Origin of the sequence: Evansella cellulosilytica DSM 2522 (assembly GCF_000177235.2) — a bacterium.
Lineage (GTDB): Bacteria > Bacillota > Bacilli > Bacillales > Salisediminibacteriaceae > Evansella > Evansella cellulosilytica.
The window spans coordinates 3050750-3075532 of the sequence record NC_014829.1; the positions used below are offsets into that span (position 1 = coordinate 3050750).

At 34.9% G+C, this 24783-nt stretch carries 29 protein-coding genes and 1 riboswitch; of the genes, 8 read left to right on the forward strand and 21 right to left on the reverse strand.

The annotated features are described in order from the left end of the window. Window positions 1–51 precede the first annotated feature (51 nt). From BCELL_RS14170 to plsY, 7 genes are all read right to left on the reverse strand, one after another. Window positions 52–744, reverse strand: a complete 693-nt coding sequence (locus BCELL_RS14170; protein ID WP_013489440.1) for an ECF transporter S component — start codon at window positions 742–744, stop codon at window positions 52–54. Further along, entirely contained in the window at window positions 723–2363 is a 1641-nt protein-coding gene (locus BCELL_RS14175) for an ABC transporter ATP-binding protein (RefSeq protein WP_013489441.1), read from the reverse strand. Before BCELL_RS14175 ends, BCELL_RS14170 begins: the two co-directional genes overlap by 22 nt. Next, the gene (locus tag BCELL_RS14180; RefSeq protein ID WP_013489442.1) at window positions 2345–3223 is read right to left on the reverse strand and encodes an energy-coupling factor transporter transmembrane component T; all 879 of its coding nucleotides are present in this window, start codon (window positions 3221–3223) and stop codon (window positions 2345–2347) included. The genes BCELL_RS14175 and BCELL_RS14180 overlap by 19 nt, the downstream gene beginning before the upstream one ends. Beyond that, window positions 3220–4047 (reverse strand): DUF4430 domain-containing protein, encoded by an 828-nt coding sequence (locus tag BCELL_RS21700; RefSeq protein WP_013489443.1) that lies wholly within the window; start codon window positions 4045–4047, stop codon window positions 3220–3222. Before BCELL_RS21700 ends, BCELL_RS14180 begins: the two co-directional genes overlap by 4 nt. Window positions 4048–4385: 338 nt before the next feature. Then, window positions 4386–5687 carry a prenyltransferase/squalene oxidase repeat-containing protein gene (locus BCELL_RS21705; protein WP_013489444.1) on the reverse strand — a complete coding sequence of 434 codons (1302 nt, stop codon included), beginning with the start codon at window positions 5685–5687 and terminating at the stop codon, window positions 4386–4388. A gap of 127 nt (window positions 5688–5814) precedes the next feature. After that, a riboswitch (cobalamin riboswitch) is annotated at window positions 5815–6007 on the reverse strand. Between the two features lie 84 nt (window positions 6008–6091). Beyond that, window positions 6092–6655, reverse strand: coding sequence for a hypothetical protein (locus BCELL_RS14195; RefSeq protein ID WP_013489445.1), 564 nt, complete (start codon window positions 6653–6655; stop codon window positions 6092–6094). Window positions 6656–6762: 107 nt separating this feature from the next. Next, window positions 6763–7404, reverse strand: coding sequence for a glycerol-3-phosphate 1-O-acyltransferase PlsY (gene plsY, locus BCELL_RS14200; RefSeq protein ID WP_013489446.1), 642 nt, complete (start codon window positions 7402–7404; stop codon window positions 6763–6765). Window positions 7405–7592: 188 nt separating this feature from the next. Here plsY and BCELL_RS14205 point away from each other — a divergent pair, with 188 nt between their 5' ends. Further along, window positions 7593–8846: a PucR family transcriptional regulator gene (locus BCELL_RS14205; RefSeq protein ID WP_013489447.1), complete on the forward strand. Its 1254-nt coding sequence runs from the start codon at window positions 7593–7595 to the stop codon at window positions 8844–8846. Window positions 8847–8946: 100 nt separating this feature from the next. Then, complete coding sequence (ald, locus tag BCELL_RS14210) at window positions 8947–10077, forward strand: alanine dehydrogenase (RefSeq protein ID WP_013489448.1); 1131 nt, start codon at window positions 8947–8949, stop codon at window positions 10075–10077. A gap of 182 nt (window positions 10078–10259) precedes the next feature. Here ald and BCELL_RS14215 read toward each other — a convergent pair whose 3' ends face one another. The 6 genes from BCELL_RS14215 to BCELL_RS14230 all read right to left on the reverse strand — a co-directional run bounded on the left by BCELL_RS14215 (window position 10260) and on the right by BCELL_RS14230 (window position 12825). Further along, entirely contained in the window at window positions 10260–10571 is a 312-nt protein-coding gene (locus BCELL_RS14215; RefSeq protein ID WP_013489449.1) for a YckD family protein, read from the reverse strand. Between the two features lie 440 nt (window positions 10572–11011). After that, on the reverse strand, window positions 11012–11626 hold the full coding sequence (locus tag BCELL_RS14220) for a YpjP family protein (RefSeq protein ID WP_013489450.1): 615 nt from the start codon (window positions 11624–11626) through the stop codon (window positions 11012–11014). Between the two features lie 61 nt (window positions 11627–11687). Then, a complete protein-coding gene (locus tag BCELL_RS23215) occupies window positions 11688–11813 on the reverse strand; it encodes a hypothetical protein (protein ID WP_280964895.1) in 126 nt (41 codons plus the stop codon). Between the two features lie 12 nt (window positions 11814–11825). Further along, window positions 11826–11975, reverse strand: a complete 150-nt coding sequence (locus BCELL_RS22175; RefSeq protein ID WP_013489451.1) for a YrzI family small protein — start codon at window positions 11973–11975, stop codon at window positions 11826–11828. 79 nt (window positions 11976–12054) lie between these two features. Continuing rightward, window positions 12055–12405, reverse strand: a complete 351-nt coding sequence (locus BCELL_RS14225; protein ID WP_013489452.1) for a hypothetical protein — start codon at window positions 12403–12405, stop codon at window positions 12055–12057. Between the two features lie 105 nt (window positions 12406–12510). Then, on the reverse strand, window positions 12511–12825 hold the full coding sequence (locus BCELL_RS14230; RefSeq protein WP_013489453.1) for an ArsR/SmtB family transcription factor: 315 nt from the start codon (window positions 12823–12825) through the stop codon (window positions 12511–12513). 206 nt (window positions 12826–13031) lie between these two features. Here BCELL_RS14230 and yjcZ point away from each other — a divergent pair, with 206 nt between their 5' ends. Next, a complete protein-coding gene (yjcZ, locus tag BCELL_RS22180; protein ID WP_013489454.1) occupies window positions 13032–13136 on the forward strand; it encodes a sporulation protein YjcZ in 105 nt (34 codons plus the stop codon). Between the two features lie 196 nt (window positions 13137–13332). Here yjcZ and BCELL_RS14235 read toward each other — a convergent pair whose 3' ends face one another. Continuing rightward, entirely contained in the window at window positions 13333–14079 is a 747-nt protein-coding gene (locus BCELL_RS14235; protein ID WP_013489455.1) for a sulfite exporter TauE/SafE family protein, read from the reverse strand. Window positions 14080–14224: 145 nt separating this feature from the next. On the opposite strand from BCELL_RS14235, the gene BCELL_RS22185 reads away from it, so the two are divergent. Beyond that, on the forward strand, window positions 14225–14341 hold the full coding sequence (locus BCELL_RS22185) for a hypothetical protein (protein WP_013489456.1): 117 nt from the start codon (window positions 14225–14227) through the stop codon (window positions 14339–14341). A gap of 113 nt (window positions 14342–14454) precedes the next feature. Next, window positions 14455–14538: a YjcZ family sporulation protein gene (locus BCELL_RS22190; RefSeq protein ID WP_081457310.1), complete on the forward strand. Its 84-nt coding sequence runs from the start codon at window positions 14455–14457 to the stop codon at window positions 14536–14538. Between the two features lie 124 nt (window positions 14539–14662). Here the strand turns inward: BCELL_RS22190 and BCELL_RS14240 are convergent, their stop codons facing one another. From BCELL_RS14240 to BCELL_RS14250, 3 genes are read right to left on the reverse strand one after another with little or no spacing between them, the layout of a single operon-like run. After that, on the reverse strand, window positions 14663–16909 hold the full coding sequence (locus BCELL_RS14240; protein WP_013489457.1) for a transglutaminase TgpA family protein: 2247 nt from the start codon (window positions 16907–16909) through the stop codon (window positions 14663–14665). A gap of 3 nt (window positions 16910–16912) precedes the next feature. Beyond that, window positions 16913–18142, reverse strand: a complete 1230-nt coding sequence (locus tag BCELL_RS14245; RefSeq protein WP_013489458.1) for a DUF58 domain-containing protein — start codon at window positions 18140–18142, stop codon at window positions 16913–16915. A gap of 14 nt (window positions 18143–18156) precedes the next feature. After that, window positions 18157–19095 (reverse strand): AAA family ATPase, encoded by a 939-nt coding sequence (locus tag BCELL_RS14250; RefSeq protein ID WP_013489459.1) that lies wholly within the window; start codon window positions 19093–19095, stop codon window positions 18157–18159. A 222-nt stretch (window positions 19096–19317) separates the two neighbouring features. Here BCELL_RS14250 and BCELL_RS14255 point away from each other — a divergent pair, with 222 nt between their 5' ends. After that, window positions 19318–20367, forward strand: coding sequence for a M42 family metallopeptidase (locus tag BCELL_RS14255; RefSeq protein ID WP_013489460.1), 1050 nt, complete (start codon window positions 19318–19320; stop codon window positions 20365–20367). 415 nt (window positions 20368–20782) lie between these two features. Beyond that, window positions 20783–20935 carry a hypothetical protein gene (locus BCELL_RS22650; protein WP_157184204.1) on the forward strand — a complete coding sequence of 51 codons (153 nt, stop codon included), beginning with the start codon at window positions 20783–20785 and terminating at the stop codon, window positions 20933–20935. Between the two features lie 258 nt (window positions 20936–21193). Here the strand turns inward: BCELL_RS22650 and fabF are convergent, their stop codons facing one another. From fabF to BCELL_RS22655, 3 genes are all read right to left on the reverse strand, one after another. Beyond that, the gene (gene fabF, locus BCELL_RS14260; protein WP_041808305.1) at window positions 21194–22432 is read right to left on the reverse strand and encodes a beta-ketoacyl-ACP synthase II; all 1239 of its coding nucleotides are present in this window, start codon (window positions 22430–22432) and stop codon (window positions 21194–21196) included. Between the two features lie 282 nt (window positions 22433–22714). Beyond that, on the reverse strand, window positions 22715–22894 hold the full coding sequence (locus tag BCELL_RS14265) for a hypothetical protein (RefSeq protein WP_013489462.1): 180 nt from the start codon (window positions 22892–22894) through the stop codon (window positions 22715–22717). A gap of 233 nt (window positions 22895–23127) precedes the next feature. Further along, window positions 23128–23277, reverse strand: coding sequence for a hypothetical protein (locus BCELL_RS22655; protein WP_157184205.1), 150 nt, complete (start codon window positions 23275–23277; stop codon window positions 23128–23130). Window positions 23278–23492: 215 nt separating this feature from the next. Between BCELL_RS22655 and BCELL_RS22195 the strand changes: the two genes are divergently transcribed. Next, window positions 23493–23594: a YjcZ family sporulation protein gene (locus BCELL_RS22195; RefSeq protein ID WP_013489464.1), complete on the forward strand. Its 102-nt coding sequence runs from the start codon at window positions 23493–23495 to the stop codon at window positions 23592–23594. Window positions 23595–23793: 199 nt separating this feature from the next. Here BCELL_RS22195 and BCELL_RS14275 read toward each other — a convergent pair whose 3' ends face one another. Beyond that, complete coding sequence (locus BCELL_RS14275; RefSeq protein ID WP_013489465.1) at window positions 23794–24444, reverse strand: glycoside hydrolase domain-containing protein; 651 nt, start codon at window positions 24442–24444, stop codon at window positions 23794–23796. Window positions 24445–24783 lie beyond the last annotated feature (339 nt).

Genomic DNA, 24783 nt, shown 5'->3' on the forward strand with positions numbered 1-24783 from the left:
AACAAAATATAAAACATTTATGTTTATACAAAACTAAGTCAATTGTTCCGTTTACTCTAACAAACCATATTTCCGCTTAAATCGTTCTAATATTTTTATCCAAATACCTCCGAACACGAGTAGAAAAATGACGTTCGATACCGCATGCATTGTATCAAAAGGAGCACTCATTAAAAAGTATGGTATTAATAATCTCATATCTAATAAAGCTTCTGAGCCGAAAGCTGCAAGAAGCCCCCATAAGTTCATAATCCAACCAAATAAAAATCCCCAGCTAATCGCAAAAAGAACTTTCCCCCAAGTTTTTTTCATAAAGGACTGATTTCTTAATAGTCCTGCAGTAAATCCGACTAGTCCCCAGGCAATCATTTGCCACGGGGTCCAAGGACCTTGACCTAACACCATATTGGAAGAAAGTGCAGCTACTACACCGACTATTAGACCTGTCTCTGCTCCGAATACTAATCCTGCCATCATAATGACAAAGGTTGTCGGCTGTACACTAGGAATACTCGCAAATGGAATGCGGCTCACCGCAGCAATTGCAGCAAGTACTGCAAGTAATACGATTTCCCGCGCTTCAATAACTCGCCTTTCAAAATGAACAAGAAAAAGTAATATAGCAGTAATGATAACGCCAAAGCTTAAGAATAAATAATGATTCACCCACAGAAGAGAGACAATGATAAAAATAATAAGCAGTGCGAAAATAAGTAGGCTCACTAATCCTTTCTTTGCTCGCATAACAGTACTGCCTCCTCAATTGTTAAAACGTCGTCTCTCTCACCACGAAATAACCGTTGCATCATTGTCGTGTAAAAAAAGTTTCCTTTAAAGAATTGACTTGGTGTATTTTCAGAAGTAATTTTCCCTTGAAACATCATACCGCATCTAGTTGCATGCTTTGCAACAAATTCTATATCATGAGAAGTGATTAATATTGTTACACCTTGCCGTTTCAATTCAACTAATATACTAGCTAACTGCTGCTTAGAAATAGGATCTAATCCCTTCGTTGGTTCGTCCAAAAGTAAAATCTTTGGCTTTCTTATCAATAAGCATGCTAATGCTACTTTCTGTAACTCTCCACCACTTAAATCATACGGATGTTCCCTTAAAAGGTGTAAAATATTTAATCTTGCTAATAGCTCTGTAACCTCAACTTTATTTGTGACGTCCCATTGCTTTACTGTGTATTCTATTTCTTCTTCTACTGTCTCTCGAATGAAAAATAGCTTGGGGTTTTGTGGTAAATAGCCTATATCACCTACTATTTCTTTTCTAATAATAGATTTTAATTTTCTCTTCTCTAAAAGGACTTTTCCTTTTTGAGGTTTAATAATACCACAAAGAATTTTCAGAAATGTCGATTTACCTGAACCGTTCCCTCCTAAAAGCGCATATGTCTCTCCTTTATATAGTGTGAAATTTAAATCTTTAATTACCGGACTCCGTTCGGTATCGTATGTATAGAACACATGATTGGCACGCAAAATTTCTTCACTTAAGTCAACATCCACAGAGGTGACTTCTTTTTCTCTCATATGTATATGAGATTCAATCCAGTTCCTTCCCTCTTTAATATTTAAAGGTACATCCAGTTCATCGTTATTATTAATATGTAAAAATAGAGATGGAATAGACGGAACAAACTCTTTTTTATCAGTTGTCCATATATGTTGAACAACCTTTTTAGGATTTCCTTCTTGCACCAATCGCCCTTGATCCAGCAATACGATTTTATCTGCAACAGAAATTACTTCTTCTAATCGATGCTCTGCCATAACAATAGTGATACCGAATTCTTCATTCAAACGAATGAGCATCGATAAAAAATCGCGAGCACTCACTGGATCTAGTTGTGCTGTAGGTTCATCTAAAAGTAATATGCTAGGTTGCATTAACAAAACCGAAGCTAAATTAAGCTGCTGTTTTTGACCACCTGAAAGCTCATGGGTCTTACGTTCTAGTAATTCCTGTGCTCCCATATAATGAACCATTTCAGCAACCCTATTCCTCATTTCACTCGTTGATAGGCCTATATTTTCAAGACCAAATACAAGTTCATGTAATACTTCCTCCGCTACTACTTGATTTTCTGGATCTTGAAACACGAAGCCAATATCATGACTATTCTTGATGGTATTGATCTCGTTATTTTCAAAATTAATACTTCCTGTCTCTGTCCCGTGGGGCTTAATATCATTTTTTAATAATCGAAGTAGTGTACTTTTACCACTACCAGAAGGGCCAAACAAAATAACAAATTCTCCCTTCTCTATGTTTAGAGAAAGATTGTCAAGTGCAGGACGAGATGAATGAGGATAGGTAAATGACACATCACTTATTTTAATAAACGCCATCGAATTTTGCCTCCGACTTCAATCAATAATGGAATACTTAAAAAAATGACAAAACAAAAGAAATAAAACGATTCAATATGACTTAAGAAAAGCGAGTCCATTACTGGATATATTTTTAAATGCAAGTAGCCATTTATTCTACCAATAATACAAATAGTAAGGAACAAGATGAGTGAAATGAGTAAGAAGTAGTCCATTCTTTTAAATCGAAAATGTTCATAACTGCTTCTTTTGTGTTTACCATATTCCCTCGCCTTCATAGAATCTGCCGTCTGTATGGCCTCTTCTAACGAGAAAGTTAAGAGGGCTTGTACATATAACAAACCATTTTTCACTCGATCCCTCCATCTTCCTCCATTCACAAATATACCTTTACTTTGCTGAACGACAGAGATGTCATCTAACCGTCGCTTCATTAAAGGGATAAATCGTAATGTTAACATGAGTAAGACAGCAAACTGTGGTAGAAATCTTGCAAAGAGGTATAATAACTTATTCGGAGTCATGACTTCATTGTAAGATATGAAGAGAGAGATGACACACATAATTGTTAAAGCTGTTATACTTCCGTTGACAACCGCTTCTAGTGTTATCCTATGTCCAAACACCTCAAATAATATGTGCTGACCTCTTTCATTAAAAACAGGGTTTAAGATAATGATTAATGCACCTGAAATGATGATAAAGAAAGCCCATTTCCTAAAACCTCTTAATCGATCTTGGGCGTAGTTAACTAGTAATATTAATATAAATGCGGCTCCCAAAACAGTAGGATGCTGGTATACCATTAATAAAATGATAACACCAGCATAATAAAAGAACGTAACGAACGGATGAAAATGCTCAAATCGATTTATCATGATTCACTCGTATAATCCTCTGTATATTTCCAATATATCTTATCTCCCTCTTTAACAGATGTAGCCCCAGCGCTCCTAGTTAAACTAGTTCCATTAATATATGCTAACCAACCACTTAACGGTCCGTAATCAAATTCATATACATTATAGATACCTTTGACATAGGCTGTTACCCCTCTCCCACTATAATCTACATGAATATTACGTTTATTCGCTTCTTTTAATAATATATCTAGCACTGTATCTCCGTCCGCATACTCTACCGTTACTTCTCCAATAATCGTACCTATATCTTTAGGGCCTTGGACAGTTAACGTTACAGTTGGTAAATTATTATCTTCTTCTGATGGAGTTGTACTTTCGTTAGACTTATCTGATTTGTTACTATCCTTTTGATTATCAGACTCTTTTTTTCTCGGTTCTTCTGGATGTGAACGCTCTTCCTTTTGTGATTGACTTTTCTTTTCACTCGAATCATTATGATTACTACTTGATGACTCTTCACGATCTTCTACTGTATCAGCACTAGTAGATTTGCTTGAATTTGCAGTTTCACTATCATTCGGATCATCTTTATGTAAAGATTCCTCTACCTTTTCAATAGATTCCTCTTTTTCTTCCGTATTATCGTCTATTTCCACTTCATTTATTTTTAAGTCATTATTAATATCGCTAAATTTCCGTTCACTTATAGCATCTTTTCCAGTCAAATCAGAAATCGTTAATGAAGAGCTATTTTGTCCTTGTCCACAACTAACTAAAAATAACACCATGACAGTAAATAGGAGTAAACGAAATAACTTACTTATATAAGTGACCTTCAACTTGTTTCCCTCCTATAAATGTATATCGGTTTATTATCTCGATTCTTGTTCTTCAAAAAAACGTGAGTAAAGAGGATGACTCAAAAGGCACTTTTATACCTTTTGAGCCAAACTATAAGCTAAGCAGGGTGTCTCCATAGTAACTACTCTAAGTGGATCGAATAAAAGAAAGTATAAGAATCGAGTGTAGCCATTGCCATGACTTTCTATAGACTATGAGACAGCCTCATCCTAACAAAATCGTAGTTGTTACTCTAAGCTTACATAATATAAATAAACGGTATGTGATGTCAGTTTCTTACCTGACTTCACTTCATACTTTTTTAAACTTTTTTTATTTAATTCAATACTTTTCTTCTTTGTGTAAAAAAGATAACTGTCCCAATGAGAAAGAATAAAGCACCAAGAGCAAGTACATGATAATTGGAAGTTGCTGTGTCAGGAAGGCGTTCTCCTTCTTGACTAGTGGTTTCTGTTTCGTTTGATGATTGATGTTCTGCCTGATTATTATTCTCGTTACCATTTGATTCTCCATCAGTTACAACTACCTGTTCATTGTCAACCTCTTGATCTTCTTTGAGCTTTTCCTTTTTTTCCTCTTCTTCAATTAACTCTTCTTGTTCTTCAGTGTCAACATCACCCGGGGAATCTACAGGTTCCTGTGTCTCTTCATCATTTGGATCCTCGACCTGATCACCTGGAGTTTCTTCGATAGGTTCAGGTTCAACCTCCGGCTCTACATAACTAAAGTCATATAAATGACTAACTCCTAAATTGTTATAAGCTACTAAAGCTTGAAATGCTTGTTCTGTTGACATACTATTTTCTGATGTATCGCTTAATAGCCATTTATATGCACCGTTTTCTAGTTGGTAATCTAGTAAATGTTGAAGGGGGTGGTGTCCATCATTATAAAAAGGCTCTTGTGTAACATCGACTCCTACAGATGACAATCCTATAATAACCTGAGCTGCAGTGTTTGAGTTAACACCCCAGTTATCAAACCCTCCGTCTTCTTGCATGACGTCAGCTAATAATGTAACAGCCTTGTCAATTTCAGCTTGTACTTCATCTCGATCTTTATAAAAACCAAGAGCTGTTAATGCCATGCCCGTGAAATCTAAATCGGCATTAACACCATCCCAGCCCCAACCACCATGAGGTAGAGATTGTTCTAGAATTTTATTTAATAACTTTTCTTCTGTCCACAAAGCGTCTTCAGGTATATCGTATTCCCCTGTATTTAGTGCAATCAATCCATAAATTTGCGCAGATAGCATATTTATAAATTCATCAGAATATACTTTCTCGATTAAGTTTACCCCTTCAAAGTCTGTAGGGTCCTCGCCTATTGCAGCTACAGCAATGACCATTCTCTGTAAACTAGTACCCCTTAGTACTTGATCCAGATCCTCAACTAAATACCCTCTATAAAGTTCAGATACGTCATCTGGTAAATGATTAGCCTTCGCCAATGCTGCTATGGACCAATCTGTATAATGCTCTGTTTCAATTAAGTGTGCAGCAGTTCGTTCTATATCTTGTTTCACCTCTTGACTAGCTAACACATTCAACGGAAATAATAATAGAACAAGTATCATTGCGACAATAGATTTTCTTAATAAAAGTAATTTAGACATTTTTCGCTCTCCCTCTTTTTTATGTAATATTTTGGCATAAAAAAAATCCCCTTGAAGGAGAAGTTTGTCAAAGAAATAAACTTACAAAACAGTTCACTTCTTAACACCCTCCTATCCTCGTAGTACTGGTGAAAAAATAAAATAGGCAGGTTTCCTGGCTCATGGTCATAGCTTCCTACGTCTTCCCATCATTAAGACAGTGACATACTGTAGGTTGCTCCCATTTACAGTGGCGGGACCGCGTTGGATTTTCACCAAACTTCCCTATTAAGCTAAGATTCTATCACGAGAATTTTAGCACCTATTTTAACTTTCAATATTTTTATGTCGAATGTAATAATAACATAATGGATTGATTAATGTATATGATGAATGTTAAAAATTTTTAAAAAACTACTTTAAGACTATTGAAATAGCATGAATTTAATTAATAACGCAAATACTCTAGCTAGCAATATCCCAAACAGCAAGAGTGAGAAAGTAAATAACCACTTCGTTAAATTCTCTATTATGATATAAATAATAACAGATTTCTTCCTTGGAATTTGTCCCACTTTTATACGGTATGACAGTGGTCGAATTGGTAAACCAACAGTTCTTTTCAATTTCTCAAAATCTCTTTCCACATATCTGCAAAATTCTTCAAAATGAATATTTTTATCATCTGAATTTTTTATCAAATTATTTCTAAACTGATGATATGCATGTAAACAATCTGGGTGAAACAACTCATAGTACGTTTTCACCAATTTATTTACTTCGTTTATGATTGCAATACCATCATCTCGACTGATTTGTTTGTATAAGTACGGCTCCATCACTTTAAAAATCGGTAAATATACGCTATATAGTCTTTGCTTTGCGATTGAAACTCTTCCCTTTCTTGATGCAACAAAAAAACCTAAAAAAAACGAGATGCTTACTAACAAGATACTATATAATAATATGTGTTCTGTATGAATGTTCACTATGCCCCCTCCCCCTTTATTAATTCCACCAGAGCATGAATAGCTTACATTCGTAACCCTTTAAGCAAAAAAATACGACATTCATATATATGAATGCCGTGACCTACCTATGATTTGATGATTTCCTCACTAAGTTCCTCTTTTATTTGTTCCTGATACTTCTTTATTCTTTTATCTGTTATTTTGACTTCTTTACCGCAAATATAATTCGTTATATTCGATCGATGTAAATAAACCATAAATAACGAAAATAACGTAAATAATAGCATCAGCTCAAAACTACCTATAAAAATGGAATGAACGGTTAACGCAATGCCAATGGAAAGCGAACCAAAAAAAACATACTTTGTAATAAAAATAACTAAAAAGAATGTAGAGTAGCCGCTTAGAAATAATATCGGGTTTATTGTAATGAGAACTCCAGCTGTAGTAGCGACAGCTTTCCCACCACGAAAGTTAGCGAATACAGGAAAACAGTGTCCTAAAATGACGGCAACCCCGATATACACTGGATTAACCTCAATAGAAAATATCACAGGTAATGAAACTGCAAGCACACCTTTACTAACATCACCTAATAAAACGAGAATTCCTGCTTTTTTCCCTAAAACTAGTGCACTATTGGATGCTCCTAAGTTTCCGCTTCCAAAATTTCTTACATCCGCTCCATACTTGAGCTTACCTACAATAAGCGCAAATGGTATAGACCCGATTAAATATGCTAATAATATAATAAAATAGGTTTCCATTTAATCACCCCATAGTTTCGCAATAAAGGTTCATAGATTTAATTATATAATATATTGTCAATATTCATATACAATTAACAAAAAATGTAGAATTTAATTTTTTCCATACATATCGCTTACTGAATTGTTGATTCCTTTTTACCTTATAATTAATGTATAATTATATTAACACTTTTTGTGGAGTGATAATGATGAAAAAAGAACAAAAACATGACCCGTTCAAGAAATCTTTTGGAAGTTTAGAAAATCTAGTAGATAAAATTAGTGATGTGTTGAGCTGTCCCGTCACGATTGAAGATGCAAACCATAACTTATTAGTATATAGTTCACATGATGAACGAACAGATCAAGCGAGAATTGCTACCATTATCGGTCGAAGAGTACCAGAGAAAGTAATTAATCAATTTTGGAAGAACGGTATATTACCAAAGTTGCTTGAAACTAACAATCCAGTAAGAGTACCAGAAATTATAGATATGGGTATTAGTAATAGAGTTGCTATATCTATTAAAGCTAATAATGATATTTTAGGGTTTATATGGGTTTTGGAAATTAACAAGCAATTGAGCGATAATGACCTAGCATTACTGAAAATGGCAGCAGAGACTGCTAGAAATCAGCTTTTACAAAGACAAGTACGAAAACAAAAGCAAACAAAAGGTTACCAAGAATTTTTTTGGCAACTCCTAACAGGACATTTAACTTCCACTGAAGAAATAGTGAATAAATTTGATCAATTGGAAATAATCCCTCCTTCCTCCTTTTTCATTGTTATTTTTTCCTTTAATCATGACATTACTTTGGAAGAAGAACGTCATATTTCATATTTACTCACAATATCACAGCAAATTCGCACCGTTTTTTATGTCATTGATGGCAACGAATTGATTTTACTGAGTACTACAGTAAATGATAATGATTTTGATATAAATTTCTCTTCCTTTCTCACAAACTTTACATCACAAATGAAAAAAAAGTTTAGTATTGATGACATAATAAGCGGCGCTGGAAATAAATACAATAAATATGAAAATATTGAGACTAGTTATCAACAAGCAATTACAGTATTAAACTTAAAAAAGCAGTACCCAGACGAATTAATAAAAACTCATACGTATGAAAAATTAGGGATATTTCGATACATAGAGTTTCTTCAACAAAAAAATAAGGTAGATAACTATTATAATCAAGCCATTCTAAATCTAGAAAGCTATGATCAAAACCATAATACTCATTTATTACATACCCTCGATACATTTTTATCAATGGACAGTAACGTCAATGAAGCAGCCAATCAACTTCATATTCACACAAATACACTACTTTATCGTTTGAAAAGAATATCCGAAGTAGGAAAAATCAATTTGAAGAATATGAATGAAAAAACTTCTCTCTTCGTTGATATGAAACTATATAAGTTAAGTAAACAAACTCATTTGTAAAAATACACAAATGAGTTTGTTTTATTTCGGAATGATGAACAATGAAAAATAAAATAATAAACTTTATACTTTACATACGAAACTTAAGGGGGTAGAAAGTATGTTAATCGGTGTACCCAAGGAAATTAAAAATAATGAAAACCGTGTAGCTTTAACACCTTCTGGCGTTGATACTTTAATAAAATCAGGTCACCAAGTACTAATAGAAACTGACGCAGGAATAGGTAGTGGTTTTTCCGATGAAGACTATATAGCTGCTGGTGCTGTTATAGTAGAAAAAGCGTCAGATGCTTGGACTGTAGAAATGGTGATGAAAGTGAAGGAACCACTTCCAGCAGAATATCAATACTTCCACAAAGGATTAGTGCTATTTACGTATCTTCACTTGGCAGCTGAGCCGGACTTAGCGAAGGCATTAACGGAAAATGAAGTAATAGCAATTGCCTATGAAACAGTAGAGGTTAATCGAACGTTACCATTGTTAACACCGATGAGTGAAGTTGCTGGAAGAATGGCAACGCAAATTGGTGCACAATTTTTACAAAAATTTAACGGTGGTAAAGGAATACTGTTAGCTGGCGTTCCTGGCGTCTCTAGAGGTAATGTCACGATTATTGGTGGTGGTGTCGTAGGCACGAACGCCGCAAAACTAGCCATTGGTCTAGGGGCAAACGTAACAATTATTGATTTAAGTGCTGACCGATTAAGGCAGCTCGATGATATTTTTGGGAATAGCATTCAAACACTTATGTCAAATCCTACTAATATTGCAAATACAGTTGCAAACTCAGACTTAGTTATTGGTGCTGTTCTCATTCCTGGAGCTAAAGCACCTAAGCTAGTGACTGAACAAATGATTCAAAGGATGACTCCTGGCTCTGTCATAGTAGATGTTGCTATAGACCAAGGAGGAATATTCGAAACAGTAGATCACATTACAACTCATGATAATCCAACTTATAATAAACACGGGGTCGTTCACTATGCCGTTGCAAATATGCCAGGAGCTGTTCCTCGAACATCTACAGTAGCACTCACAAATGTAACCGTTCCATATGCTCTACAGATTGCCAATAAAGGTGTTAAACAAGCAATTTCCGAAAACCGAGCTTTAGAGATGGGGGTTAACACTGCTGGTGGATTCATCACTTATGAAGCAGTTGCTAAGGATCTCGGCTATGGTTATGTAGCAGTTGATGTGGCTTTAGAAAAAATCGCAGTTAACAATTGATAAGAAAAAACTAAAAACGCGCTTCGTGAAGCTCGCTTTTAGTTTTTTCTTAGAAGCGGTGAAGAAAGGATGCCACATGTCTTTAACGTAGTAGTGAGTGCTCTTCTCGCTACTACGCGTGGCATCTTTTCCACCGCCTTTTTTTATAAATTTTTACCTTTTACCCCTTTATTATGATGTCGTTAATGGTCATGCTTTTTGTGCTTGTCCCATTTAGGGATAAAATTGTTCTCTTTTAATTCATTATATTTCTTTTCAACAAAAGAAATCATCTTCTTTCCTTTTTCCTCTGTAAAAACACCGAATTCAACATATTTGTTAATGATCTCTACCTTTTTCTCCAATGCCTTCTCTTGTAATGTTGCCATCTCATCCATTTGCTCTGCAGTTAATTCAACATCTTCATTCATTCCATGAGCGCCAACCTCTGAAGAAAAGCCAACACTAAATAACATAATAGCTGACAACACCCCAACTACTAACTTACGTTTCATACAAACCCTCCTAAAAAAATGTAGTAGTAGTGTCTGCAAATTTTATATTTTTATCCATTTTTTTCATACATATTGAGGTGTACATAACATTCAGACTTAAGGAGGATGTAAATACAACCTCCAGGACGTTTTTTGCAGTTTTTCTATTCGTTAAAATGGAAGCAAGAAATAAAGATTAGAGGTGATGAAAAGTGATCATCGCAATGATAAAACAAAAATTATATGTAAACATTGAAAATGAGATTAGAACAAAAAAGTTCATTGAGCAGCATAAAAACAAAATTTACAGAGAATATCCTACTAGGTTGTTTTAAAATGTATATGACGTTATCCTTTGCTAACGTGAAAATTACTATGTGAGGAGTCGTTTACTTAGATTCTATTTGAAAAAAATTAAAAGGGTAACTCATAAGTTCAAGCTTTGAGTCACCCTCTATTTTTTATGACATCCACTTTGGTGGCGTATTTTTATCCCAATAAATATCTCCTAAATGGTGATGCTCTTCAAAATCATCTTCACTTAAATGATAATGAAAATTAAACCAATACCCTTGTTTAGGTCGAATATCACGTCTCACATCGAAGCGAGCTACTTCCGTGTTTGTTCTCACATCATATATGTTAAATATTTTTTCACCGTAACCGTTAGCAGGATTTTCGGAAACTTCATAATGGCGAAGATCTTCTTCCTCAGCCTCGATTAATAAATCCTTAATTACTTCTTCCATATTTGGCATCACTGTGCTCATAAGATCGGACTCTACTTTATTAACAATTCTCGGGCCTAACTTATTTACTGTTTGTTCTATCGCTTGCTCTGTAATAAGGTGAATAAGATCATCTGTGTCAAATTCATCCGATTCTTCAAATAGATCTATTTCATCAACTTGATCTACATGAGAAAAATCAGTTATTTGATCTGATTCTGAATCTGGTAATGAAAGCTCATTGTTATCAGCATACGCATCTAAATAGTTGGGTGGTATAAATACACCCAATGTCATAAAAGTGATAGCGATTACAGAAATTTTTTTCATCCATAGCTTCCATCTCATGATTCATTACTCCCCTATTAAGTGATTATACCTATTATTTTATCATTTTTTTATAAAAAGTCTATTTATCTTTATTACAAATAGATGAATTTTCATCAGAAATATGCTTAATCTCCATGTTACAGCACTGACTAGTATTGCTTTGATGCTTTTTAAAAAATACTCTTTTGAACCATTTTTGTAACATCCTGAACACCTCCTAAAAGAATCTTCTCGTTTGTACATATTGAGCGCGTTTATATAATAACTCTTCTTTAATGCGTTGTTGATTCCTTTCACTTCTTATGTTCTCGACAGTATATCTTCTCTTTGAGATTGTAATTGTTAAAAAAAATAGGTGAAATATCATTTTAAATACACTCCTTTATATTTTTGGCTATGATAAACTTTGATGTTGACTTTCACTTCAGGACGCTCGCTTGTCTCTTTCACCAGGAAAAATGCTGGCCTTGTTGTATATTCCCTGTGATAACACCATTTTTTATCGATTTACTATATCCTAATTTTTCAAGAAGAAGTCCAATTATTACCGATAAGCTTGCTGTTATTATTATGTAAGTAATCGCTACATTCCACCCCATCAATGCCGCCATGAGCGTAATGAATGCAAATAACAAAGCGAGAGTAATAGCAGTTATTAAGCTTGAGTTTTTAAGTTTATCTCTTATCTTTTCATGCGGAATAAATCCTCGTATCATATTCATGAGAATGGATACAACAATAAATAGGATAATGAGTTTTATCAATAGTTGAACAAACATTTGTAACGTTTCACTCATAAGGATCACCTCCTCTTATTAATCAATTTTTTTTGATGTAAAACACAATTGTTATTAAATCAACTTTTTTTGATATAATAGATTTGAAAGTAGCCCAGCAATTTATCATTTATCTGGGCGGAATAAACAGCATAATTCTTCTGAAAGTAAATGATCAATAGATTGGTTATTAATTGTATAGTAATTCCATGTCCCCTTTTTTTCTTTTACAATAATGTCAGCATCTAATAAAATCTTAAGATGGTATGAGAGCTTTGATTGAGGAATCTCTAATAAATCCGTCAAATCACACACACATGTAGAACCTTGTCTACAAAGTATAGACAATAAGTGTAGACGTTTATTATCGGCTAATGCCTTAAACCTCTTTTCGTAAAAAGAAAAATCATTTTCATTTTTTAATGGTATCGAAAGTTTCATCGTAACCCCTCCCTGATTAATCAATTTTTTTTGATACAATAAAAATACCACTCCCTTCCATAAAAAGCAAGTGTTAAATCAATTTTTTTTGATTTATTTAAAATAGGCTAACACACAATCAAAAGTTAAATACAGTCATAACGTAGTATTGAAAAGGGTGTTTTCTCAATTCTCCCTTACCATCATTAAAGGAGGCTCGATAGAGAATGTCACACACTCATTCAAACTTTAGTGGATTTCCTTTTGTATTGGTGATGTTCATTTTATTAGTAATTATTGGCGCTGTAATTGTTGGAGGGCATGGTTACTAATTAACCTATAAAGAGGTTTTCTAAAGCTAATTAGGTAGATTAAGGCTCACTCAAATGGATATACCAAGGGACACTGAAAAGTGAAAGAACATCACTTTTTCAGTGCCCTCGGTTATTTCCTTTTTCAGTGCCCTCTTTAATTGCCAGAGTCAGCATCTTTAAATATATCCTCTTATTCTCATTATAAAAATTCTAATTATAATAGCAGATTTATCCCACCGACAGCAGCTAAAATTAAAATAGTTACGTTAAAATACTTTTGTGGAATAAGCGGTAAAAATTTTATCCCTAAGTACGTTCCAAGTAAAATTGCTGGGACAAGCCATAAATTAAATGTAATCGTTTCAAATGTAATCAGCCCTAAGCCAATATACATTGGCACTTTAATTAAATTGACAGACAAGAAAAACCACGCACCAGTACCAATAAATTCTTTTTTAGGCAGAGCAATTGCAATGAGGAATATCGCCATAATTGGACCAGCTGCATTACCTATCATCGTCGTGAATCCAGCTAATGTCCCCATTACACCGATGAAAACTCTAGATTCCGGTAATACGGCTAAAAATTTTGTTCCCCACTTGTCCCGTGTTACTTGGATAGCAATAAGGACTAAAACGATCGCTCCTAAAATAATTTCTATTGGCCGACTTGCTTCTACAAAAAACAGTAAGATAAATCCTAGCGCGATACCACCAAGCACCCATGGTAATAATGACATTAATGTTTTCCAATGTACACTTCTTCTATAGTACGTAACTGCAATAATGTCAGCAGCAATTAACATCGGTAAAACTATTCCTATTGATTCCCTAGCTGGGAAAATGGAAGCCATTGCAGCTACAACGAGAATTCCTAAAGTCGGAAGTCCAGTTTTTGACATTCCAATTAACAGTGCACATATTGCTACTAATATAAAAGCTCCCCAATCTAATCCTAACAATTTTTGACCCCCTCAGATGTTTTTCTATATATATTAGGCACTAATACAATCATTTTAGTATCTCATTCATAAAGTGTAAACAGATAGGGTATTAAAGCATCAACCCTATGAAAAACCTAACCTAACTTAAGGAGGCTAGATAGATATGTCACACACTCAAACTACAGCACCATTCGGTGGGTTTGCTTTTGTATTAGTGGTGTTCGTACTATTAGTAATCATTGGTGGCGTTGCAGTAAGCGGCGGCGGTTACACTTACTAAGAAAATGATTGTTTTATAGGCAGAGAAACAAACAATTTCATGTTATAAATCATAAAGTATAGCATAAGGGAGTATAGCTCCCTTAGAAGTCAAACTAGAAGGAGGTTTAAAGAATGACTTACGCACCAGGCTTTGCATTAGTGCTAGTGTTGTTCATCCTCTTAGTAATTATCGGCACAGCCGTAATTAGCTACTAGTTGAATTTCAAAATAACCCCCTATATGATAGCCGACTTCAATAAATTGAAGTCGGCTTTTTTTAAGCTATTATACTAAACATTGCATGCTCTTTCTTACTTCTAACCTCTCAAATCCTACTATATCACTTTTTCATTTTTTTCATAACCGCTTTCACTTTATTTCTAAATATAAGTAATTCTTCTGTACTTATGTTTTCATTACTGTACATCGCTTTTTCAAACGTATTTCTTAAACTGTTGAATTCTTCCTCTAATATTGGATTTTGCATGCTCCAACGATGCACCATACTTTCAAATGTATCGTCCTTGTAATGATTATATCCTTGTAGTATGCCGTAATCCATTAACCTTTCAAACTCATATTTTACAATTGCTCGTGTCGTTTTCCCTTTTCTTTTTATTACTCTTTTTATAAAATAACGTAACTGCCTTCTAAATAATAATATACTGATCACAATAGTTATTAGGAGCGCAATGAAAATAAAATGTCTTTTAGTCAATAATTCTTCGCGCATCTCCCCTGTTCCATCTTCATCATCTAGGTTATTCTGCTCATTATTAGAGGTAGATTCCTCCAGTTCAGGTGAGATAATTGGAAGGGAAAAATTAGGTGTAGGTTCAAAGGGAATCCAACCATACCCTTCAAAATAAACCTCTACCCATGAGTGTGCGTGTGAATTATTTACTTGATATGTTCCTTCACCACGACTATGTGGATTTAAATAATTGATATATGGATCTTCATCTAATACCCCTTGTGTAAAACCCTTCACCCAACGAGATGGAATTCCTAAACCTCTAGTTAAAACAACCATAGAAGTGGAAAAGTAATCACAATAACCTTCCTCAATTTCAAATAAAAACCGATCGACAAAATCATCACTCTCACCTAAGCTATCATTAGGATTATTTTCGTACGAGTAAGTGTTTTTCAAATACTGCTCAATCGCCTTTACTTGATCATATATATTCTCTTCACCTTCTGTTATTTGATTTAAAAGATCAAATACTCGTTCAGGTATATTTTCAGGTAATTGTACATATGGCTCTAGCTCTTTAGGCAGAGGGAATGGTTCTACATCGCGTAACGCTACTTCATTTATAATAGGGACCTTTGAAACAATGTGATACTTTTCTGGAAAAACATCACCATCCCCAATATAATGAATGGACTCACTCCGTGGTAACCAAACAAAATCTGAGTTCGAAGGTATATTTTCCTTTATCAGACTACTGTAATAATGATCCACCTCTTCTATTTCACTGACTACTTCAATGTGCTCAATAGCATAAGCTCCAAAAAGTACTGGGAATATTTCGATAGGATATGTAGTAAATTCTACTGTATATTCTACTTCACGTGTTTCAAGTAAACTTCGGTTAACGTATTCAGGTAAATCCTTACTAAATGACTCGTGTTCTTTGCTATCTATAAACACAACATTTTCTACGTAAACATCCGGATCACTTATTTCCCAACCACTCCCATTATAAAAATCACGTGTTTCACCACGCCAATAATATGGAATTGTTGTCTCAATGTTCATCACCGGTGAGTAATCAAAACGAAAGCCACCCCCTAGATTGTTATCATCCCGTCTGTATCCTGAAGCTCTATCACGATTTAATCCGTTTTCAAGGCCGTCATTTCCACTTCGCTCTGATAATGTTTCTTGAGTTTCATTGTCACTAAAAATGGCATATGGATCACGTAATAAAGGGTCCGTATCAGGAAGGAAAATGCTAGCAAATAACACTAGAAAAAAGAAAATGAGTACTGGAGCAAGTAGTGTTTCTGGATAATAAGTTAAATGCGCCCAGCCTTTAGGACTTTTCCTTCTTAGCATTTTGAAATGAAAAACAATGAGTAGAAGCAAAATCGTACTTACAACTAAAACAACATCAACCCATAACGATAAGTTAGAAAATGTATCTAAAAACACTAGTGTTATAGTCGTAACAAATAATGTCAAAATTGATCTCGCTTTAGATCTAAACCAAAAAACAGTAAAAAAATATAACAGCCATAAAACAAATACATACCAAGTCTGATAAATATTTTGTTGCAGTTGTGGAAGGTCTCGCGAAACGACTGTTATGATTCCATCCCATGTAGGTGAAAGAAATAAAGTAGGCCTCCACCCTAAAATTGTAACAGCTCCAACTGCTAAAACAACAAGTTGTAATAGTCGGTTACCTACGCGTGTCGTTAAAGGAAACATTTCCATTAAACAGATGATCAAAAATACGAATAGCATAAAATGTTGTATTTCAAAACGATAATAGTCTGCAAATGGGGAGATAAATGCGTACAAAAATAAACACATTAAAAAAATTGTACAACGGTCCAGCCAATCGAGAGATTTCATAGTTTAATCCCTCCCTATCTCAGTAGCCAAATTTCGAAGGGTTGGAATACTGTATACACGTATCCCTTCCACTTTCATTTTGCGTAACCAATGCTTTGATGAAATATCATCTCTGTTTTTTTGAATCCAAAAATGATATGGTTTGACATTCATTCTCTTTAGCCATTTGAACTGGTTGAAGAGTTCCTCATTCGATTTTGGTGTAATGATAGCCATAATTGATCCTTGTTCTAGCTTTAATCTTGGATCCTTTAACACTTCATGAATTTTTATACTCCCATCCATTTGAATGTGTAATAAATGCTTATCGATTAAGTAAGAATACGATACATCCCTTTTCGGTTCAAAATAAGTGGCTTTATCGCCTATTGATAGTAACCCTATTATCATCCCTTTGTTTCTCACATATTTGATGATAGAAGCAACACAGCTTACTGCCAATTCAAAGTGTTCTTCGTTTGTATAAGCTAAGTAATTCCTATCAATAACAAGCCAAACAGTCGGAAGCGACTCTCTTTCAAATTCCTTCGACTTTAATTCCCCTGTTTTTGCGGTAGCCTTCCAATGAATTTGAGAAAGTCGATCTCCTTCTACATATTCTCTAATCCCATCGAGGTGTGTCGTCTCCTTTTTATTCAAAGCCCAATTATGAGAATGAGAGACAAAGTTTTTCGTCTGTGACAGATTCCAGTATGGGATAGTTATCGTTTTCGGATACACATGAAATCTCACTCGTAAATGTAGCTTTTTTTTATGATGGAACAAGTTAAATATGTCGCCTGTTGAACATTCTGTCTCACCAAAATAATAAGAGCCACGTCTTATATTCTCTATCGTATATTCAATTTCACCACGACGATAATAATTAGGTACGAACGAAGACTCTAGTATTGATAAGCCATCATGGTGATGATATAACTGATCCTTTACAAACACATACGTTATTGGCCAGAAGCCTGGAACTTCAAACCTTGTTTTCAAATGAAGCGTTGCCCCTGCTTCTATTCTCTCTACAATTGAATCCCTTGTCCCCTTTATGTTAGCTATACCACTCCATCTTTCTAACAACATTGGATATAATGTTAGTAATGTTACGATAAATAAAAGGACAAACGATAGTTTTCCACCTTCAAATAAAAATAATAGTAAACTACAAAACCAACTACATACTAAACTAAAAAATAAAAATCTTTGATTCCTAGGTATCCAACGACTAATTTCCTGAAGTAACATACTTCACACTTCCCTTACGTTAGAGGTGCCTCTATATTTTTTAGTATTGATTGTAATATTTCTTCTTCCTTAACTCCGTTAATCCTCGTCTCCTGTTTCAATATCATTCTATGGCAAAACACATATGGTGCTAAATGCTTTACGTCATCTGGTGTAACAAAGTTACGCTCTCTTATAAACGCCAATGCTTTTAGGGCATGGACAAGCGCTTGTGTTCCTCTTGGGCTAACACCTAAATAAATATTTTGATGATTCCTCGTTGCTACAGCAATATTTAGAACGTAATCTATTAGTTTATCATCGACATAGACGTCATAAATCTGCTCTTGAAGCAACTGTATCCCTTCAATATTTGTAACCGCTTCCAAAGAATTAACTATGTTTTTTCTCCGTTTAGATTTTAACAAATGCTTTTCTGTGTTCTTATCTGGATAGCTAAAATAAAGTTTTATCATAAAACGGTCTAATTGGGCTTCAGGTAATACATAAGTTCCTTCAAAGTCAATAGGGTTTTGTGTTGCCATAACAAAAAAGGGCTGTGGGAGGGCATATACATTACCATCAATGGTTACTTGCTCTTCCTCCATCGCCTCTAGAAGTGCAGATTGTGTCTTCGTCGAAGCTCTATTAATTTCATCCATTAATAAAAAGTTGGTCATAATTGGTCCTTGCTGAAAAATAAACTTCTTTTCATTAGGATGGTAAATTGAAAAGCCTGTAATATCAGTAGGTAATAAATCCGGATTACATTGCACCCTTCTATATTCCCCATGGATTGATCTTGCTAATGCTTTCACAATTAATGTTTTCCCTGTTCCTGGCACCCCTTCTAAAAGAACATGTCCTCCCGCTAACAGTGCTGTCAAAATAATATCCACTTCAGCATGTTTACCTAATAAAGCTTTTGACAAGTTCTCCTGTATATTTTTGATTACTGTTTGATCAACTTTCATAGCAATCATCCCCTTCGCTATAACGAATTAAAGTGTTAAACATATAATTCTCTCTTTTTTTCTTATATCCTTCCAATTTGTCATAAAGAAGTCTCATGCTAGGAAAATAAACGCTACATCACGATGTTAAAAACGTAATCGAAGAATTTTCACACATAAAACGGTATAATGGAAGTGACTTACTTACATACCGATACAAATAAAATGTGAAAGGTGATCTATATGACTTATCCAAATGTGCAAGATACAGTAAGCTTAATAAAAGAATTAGTCAGTATTCCTAGCCCTTCTGGGAATACGAATAAAGTTATTTCCTTTGTTGAAGATTATTTAAACAAACTGAATGTGGAAACGAAACGAAATCGTAAAGGCGGCCTTATCGCAACCATCCGTGGCAAAGATACCGAAAATCATAGAATGCTAACTGCGCATGTTGATACACTAGGTGCGATAGTAAAAGAAATTAAACCTAGTGGTAGGTTAAAGCTTGACCTCATAGGTGGTTTTCGCTACAACTCTATTGAAGGAGAATACTGTGAAATAGAAACTTCTGCTGGTGATATTTATTCTGGCACCATTTTAATGCATCAAACATCTGTACATGTCTACAAAAATGCGGGTAAATATGAAAGAAACCAGGATAATATGGAAGTTAGAATCGATGAAAAAGTACACAGTGCTGATGAAGTACGGTCACTTGGCATTGAGGTTGGTGATTTTGTATCGTTTGATCCTAGAGTACAAGTTTTACCAAGTGGTTATATAAAGTCTCGTCACCTTGATGATAAAGCGAGTGTTGGTATCTTGCTACAATTAATCAAGCAAGTTGTTACTGAAAAATTACAATTACCATACACTACTCAATTTCTCATCTCAAATAACGAGGAGATTGGATATGGTGGAAACTCAAATATCACACCAGAAACAGTTGAATACTTAGCGGTAGATATGGGAGCAATGGGTGATGGTCAGGCTACTGACGAGTATACAGTATCCATCTGTGTAAAGGATGCCAGTGGTCCGTATCACTACGAGTTAAGGAAAAACTTAGTCTCACTAGCAAAAGAAAATAAAATTGGTTTTAAGCTCGATATTTATCCATATTATGGATCTGATGCATCTGCGGCAATTAGATCTGGTAATGATATTGTCCATGGATTAGTCGGCCCTGGAATAGACTCTTCACACGCCTTTGAACGTACTCATATTAGCTCTATTGAAGAAACAACAAAGCTATTATATCACTATGTACAATCAAAGATGGTTGATTAGAAAGAGGCTTATAAAGGTACGCCTTTGGAATTGGCATTTTAGCGAATGGGTACTTAAAGCATAACTGCTTATATAATATTAATAGAGGCTGTCCCAAAAGTATAAACTTTAGGGCAGCCTCGCTCTGTTTTCTGGTAATTACTATAAGAGTACTCGAACCGCTATAGGCGGACGCTTTCCGCGGGCAATGCTTCAGCTTCCTCGGGAAAATCACCCTGCGGGATCTTCAGCTATTGCTTTTCCCGCTGGAGTCGCCGCCTATCGCTGTTCGAGTTATTTATATCAATGGAAAACCACATCGGCATTACTTAGATAATAAACTTGCTTATTTTTAACAGAAATGAAAAATAAAAAAATCGCTCTAATTAGTATAATTAAAGTACCACCAATAACCTACCAAAGGAGCGATTTTCTTATGACATATGATTATATACCTTTCAAAAATTATAACATTGAACAGCTCTATTTACCAATGGATTTAGAAGTACATATACCAGAGAATCATGTATGTAGAACTGTTCATGAAGCAGTTGAACAGATTAATACGAATTTTCTGTTGCACCTATGATGGTGGGGGAAGATCACCTTACCACCCATAAATGATGCTTAAAGTTATCCTCTATGCGTATACTTAGAAGATTTGATCAAAGAACATTAAAAAAAGACAAAAAGGTGGGCTAATTTCACCCACTACTATTCTTTAGTTTAGATAAAACAGTAAAAAACAAAAAAAAAAGAGAGACTCTCCCTCTAAAGTCACTTTCAATGACCTTTTGGGACAGCCTCTTAAAAAATGCGGCAGCTCGGTACTTTGCTTACAAATGAATTAATATTTTTTAAATAATAGAGTTGCATTATGTCCACCAAAACCAAATGAGTTAGATAACGCTACGTCTACATTTACATGCCTGGATTCATTTGGGATGTAATCTAAATCCAATTCTTCATCTTTAGTTTTATAGTTAATTGTTGGGGGCAAAATACTGTCTTTCATCGATAATAATGAAAAAATGGCTTCGACGGCTCCGGTAGCTCCTAATAAGTGACCAGTCATAGATTTTGTTGAGCTCACGCCTAGATGATACGCATGCTCACCAAATACCTCTTTTATTGCTTTCGTTTCAAACAAATCATTGTAACTAGTCGAAGTTCCGTGCGCATTTATATAATCGACTTCACTAGGTGAGACTCCTCCATCCTCTAAAGCTAATCTCATTGCACGTTGACCACCCTCACCGTTAGGCGCTGGTGTCGTGATATGATGGGCATCACCGGTAGCACCATATCCAACTATTTCCCCATATATCTTCGCTCCTCTTGAGAGCGCATGATTTAATTCCTCTAGTACTATAATTCCTGATCCTTCTGCAATAACAAAACCATCTCTATTTTTATCAAACGGTCTACTTGCACTATTTGGATCATGATTTGTAGAAAGTGCTGTCATATTAGAAAAACCTGCTATTGTCATTTCTGTAATAGAAGCTTCAGAACCACCAGCGATCATCATATCAACTGTCCCATTTTGTACAACTCGAAACGCATCCCCAATCGAATTTGCTCCCGAAGCACAGGCAGTTACCGAACAATTATTAATCCCTTTTATACCTAGTTCTATTGACACCCTTCCTGATGCCATATCAGGAATAAACATTGGTATAATAAAGGGACTAACTCGCTTTGGTCCTTTATCTAAAAACCTTTTATGCTGTATTTCGAACTCGTCTAATCCACCAATCCCGGACCCAATCCAAACACCTACTCTTTCTGGGTCGACATTATCACCGATATTTACAGCTGCATCACGTACAGCCATTTTACTAGCAGCAATCGCAAAGTGCGTAAACCTAGCCATTCTTCTAGCTTCCTTAAAATCTATATACTCTTTTGGGTCAAAACCTTTCACTTGTCCGGCAACTTTCACATTAAATTGATCAGTATTAATCCCAGTTATAGGTGCTATTCCAGATTGTCCATTTTTTATGTGTTCCCACGTTGTTTCTATGTCATTCCCTAACGGCGTTACCGCTCCAATACCTGTAATAACTACCCGCTTTTTCATCACACTCTCTCCCTACTATTATTTTCTATTAGTCAATCATTTTATTGTTTTATTACCAGGTATAACTAACTACCATTCATTATAACTATTTTTAGATGGAAAAGACAGTACAAAGGAAACGATCGATTTCAAAAAAAAACGGGTTAAAGTTGTCTCGAAACGCTCCGCTTTTCGATTTTTATATGTACACTATTCTTATAGGTTCTCCTACCTATAAGTAAGTATTTTCTAAAATGAATAGACTTTATGAGTGCTCAAAAAATATAAATCTTCTATTCCGTCCTACTAATTCTCGCTATCTTCTATAAACGTATTTTTAAGTGACGACTTTCTCTCTGTATCTTTTATACCTAACTCTCTTTTAATCATTTTTAAATCCTCTAAAATCTTTTTAGTATTTATCCAAGTAGCTAATATTGCTATAATTAATACAATAGAGAGAATGAATGATAAAAAATATAACATATTATTTTAGCCCCCCTTTCCCAATCCTATTTATTTAAATCTTCCATATCTATTAATATATTCCTGCATTTAAGTTGTATTTCCACTTATGAATCAGTAAGAACGAGGTTGATTGATAAGATTGATTTATAACCATGAAGTAGTGCCAGGACCAGTTGCACTCACTTGAAAAAGGATGACTCAAAAGGTCGAAATGTTACTTTTTGAGTCATCCTCTTTCGGAGATTATCATCCTACGACCATTTATTTAATAGCTTTTCTCCTTCTTTTGTTAAGAAGATTTTACCTTCTTTCTTACCCTTCATTAAATGCTCTGCAGTCATGGATTTATTCGAACGACTATTTTGATTTTTTCTTCCTTTGAAGATTTTCATTTTAATCATTTCATCATCTCCCTTTTGTTTTAGGAATATTTGATGATATTCACTTTTTATTATTGTAGTCATTTCTAAAAAATGTGTGTTTGCCCACATTGTATTTTTTAATGTTTTTAACGACAACATTAGCCCATTTTTAATTTGTAACTGCTAATTAACTATACAAAAAGTAGCTACCTTACATATGTTGTAGTAGCCCTATACGAAAGGGGGGTTCGATTATGGGTTACGGACACCACGGAGGCGGTTTTGCAGCAGGGTTTGCTTTAGTCCTTGTTCTGTTTATTCTGCTCGTCATTATTGGAGCAGCATGGGCTTGGTAAATTCAGCAAGAAATTATTAAAAAAAAGAGGGTGACTCAGAAGGTTGAATTTTTACCTTTTGAGTCACCCTCTAAGTATTGTGCGAAGTCTCCACAAACCTATAAAGCCCAGTATAAGTGGCGTTTTTATAGTTTGCTCGGGGCGCATGGAGCCATAGCCTGAACTCTTAATAGCTTTTCGGACAGCGCTCTTCTTACTATTAATGAAGTTCGCTAAAAAGCCGCTCTTGAACGAGAATGGTGTCAATTGGACACTCATCAGCATCCCTACCGTATTGCCAAGCCCAAACGTTTCCACCACAATTAGGTGCTACTGGATTGTAACGAGGCATTTTCGTTTTAGCTGAAATGCCGACTTCTGGTTCTGCACTCCAAAGTACCGTTTGTTCTCGTACGAGATCACTTCTCTCAGCTGCTTGACAATAAGCTTCATTAAAAGGGCCTTCCGTAGGATCATTGTATATTCCAGGTCGATAATTACTATTATAAAACCTTTCCACCCAAGCAATAATCCAATCTGCATCTACTTCAAAAAAACGCTCTACATTGGCAAAGATGAATACCCCTTCGTCGATGCCAACTCTTTGTGCATTATAAATCGCATTTTGAGCTGCAATTCTTCCTGCTTGATAGCCTACTGCAGAACGGAAATTATTATAAATAGGCATCACCTTTATACCATTATTTTTTAAGAAAGAGATTTCTGTCCTTGTTAGCCCTTCACTAACATTTTCAATTGTATTTAAGTATCTTCCCCACACGTCAGGTTGACCGAAGTTACTTCGTACACATTGTAACAGCTGCTCGTTGACTGCAGCTGCTGAGTCAACTCCCCATATTAATTTTTGCATATTAACGCCTCCCTCACCTCACTATATGTAAACGCAATAGTGAAAAGTGACTATTCCGAAAGAAATTAAAAACAATTGACCTATTTTTTTATATTTCCGCTACATAGCTATACAAGCCATCTTTTTAATCATAAAATACATTAATCCCTTCCTAAAATGAGTTCATGTTAAAAAGGTTTCTCCTTTATAAATCTAGGATGTTTTTACGGCTCGCCCTCTCTCTAACCATGAACTATAGTTTTTAGGAAGGGATCACCCTCTCCCTATATGAGGGAGACGGGTTAAAAAGGGATTGCGACGATTTGACAGCTTCTCCTAAAAGAAATAATTCCAGGTAAG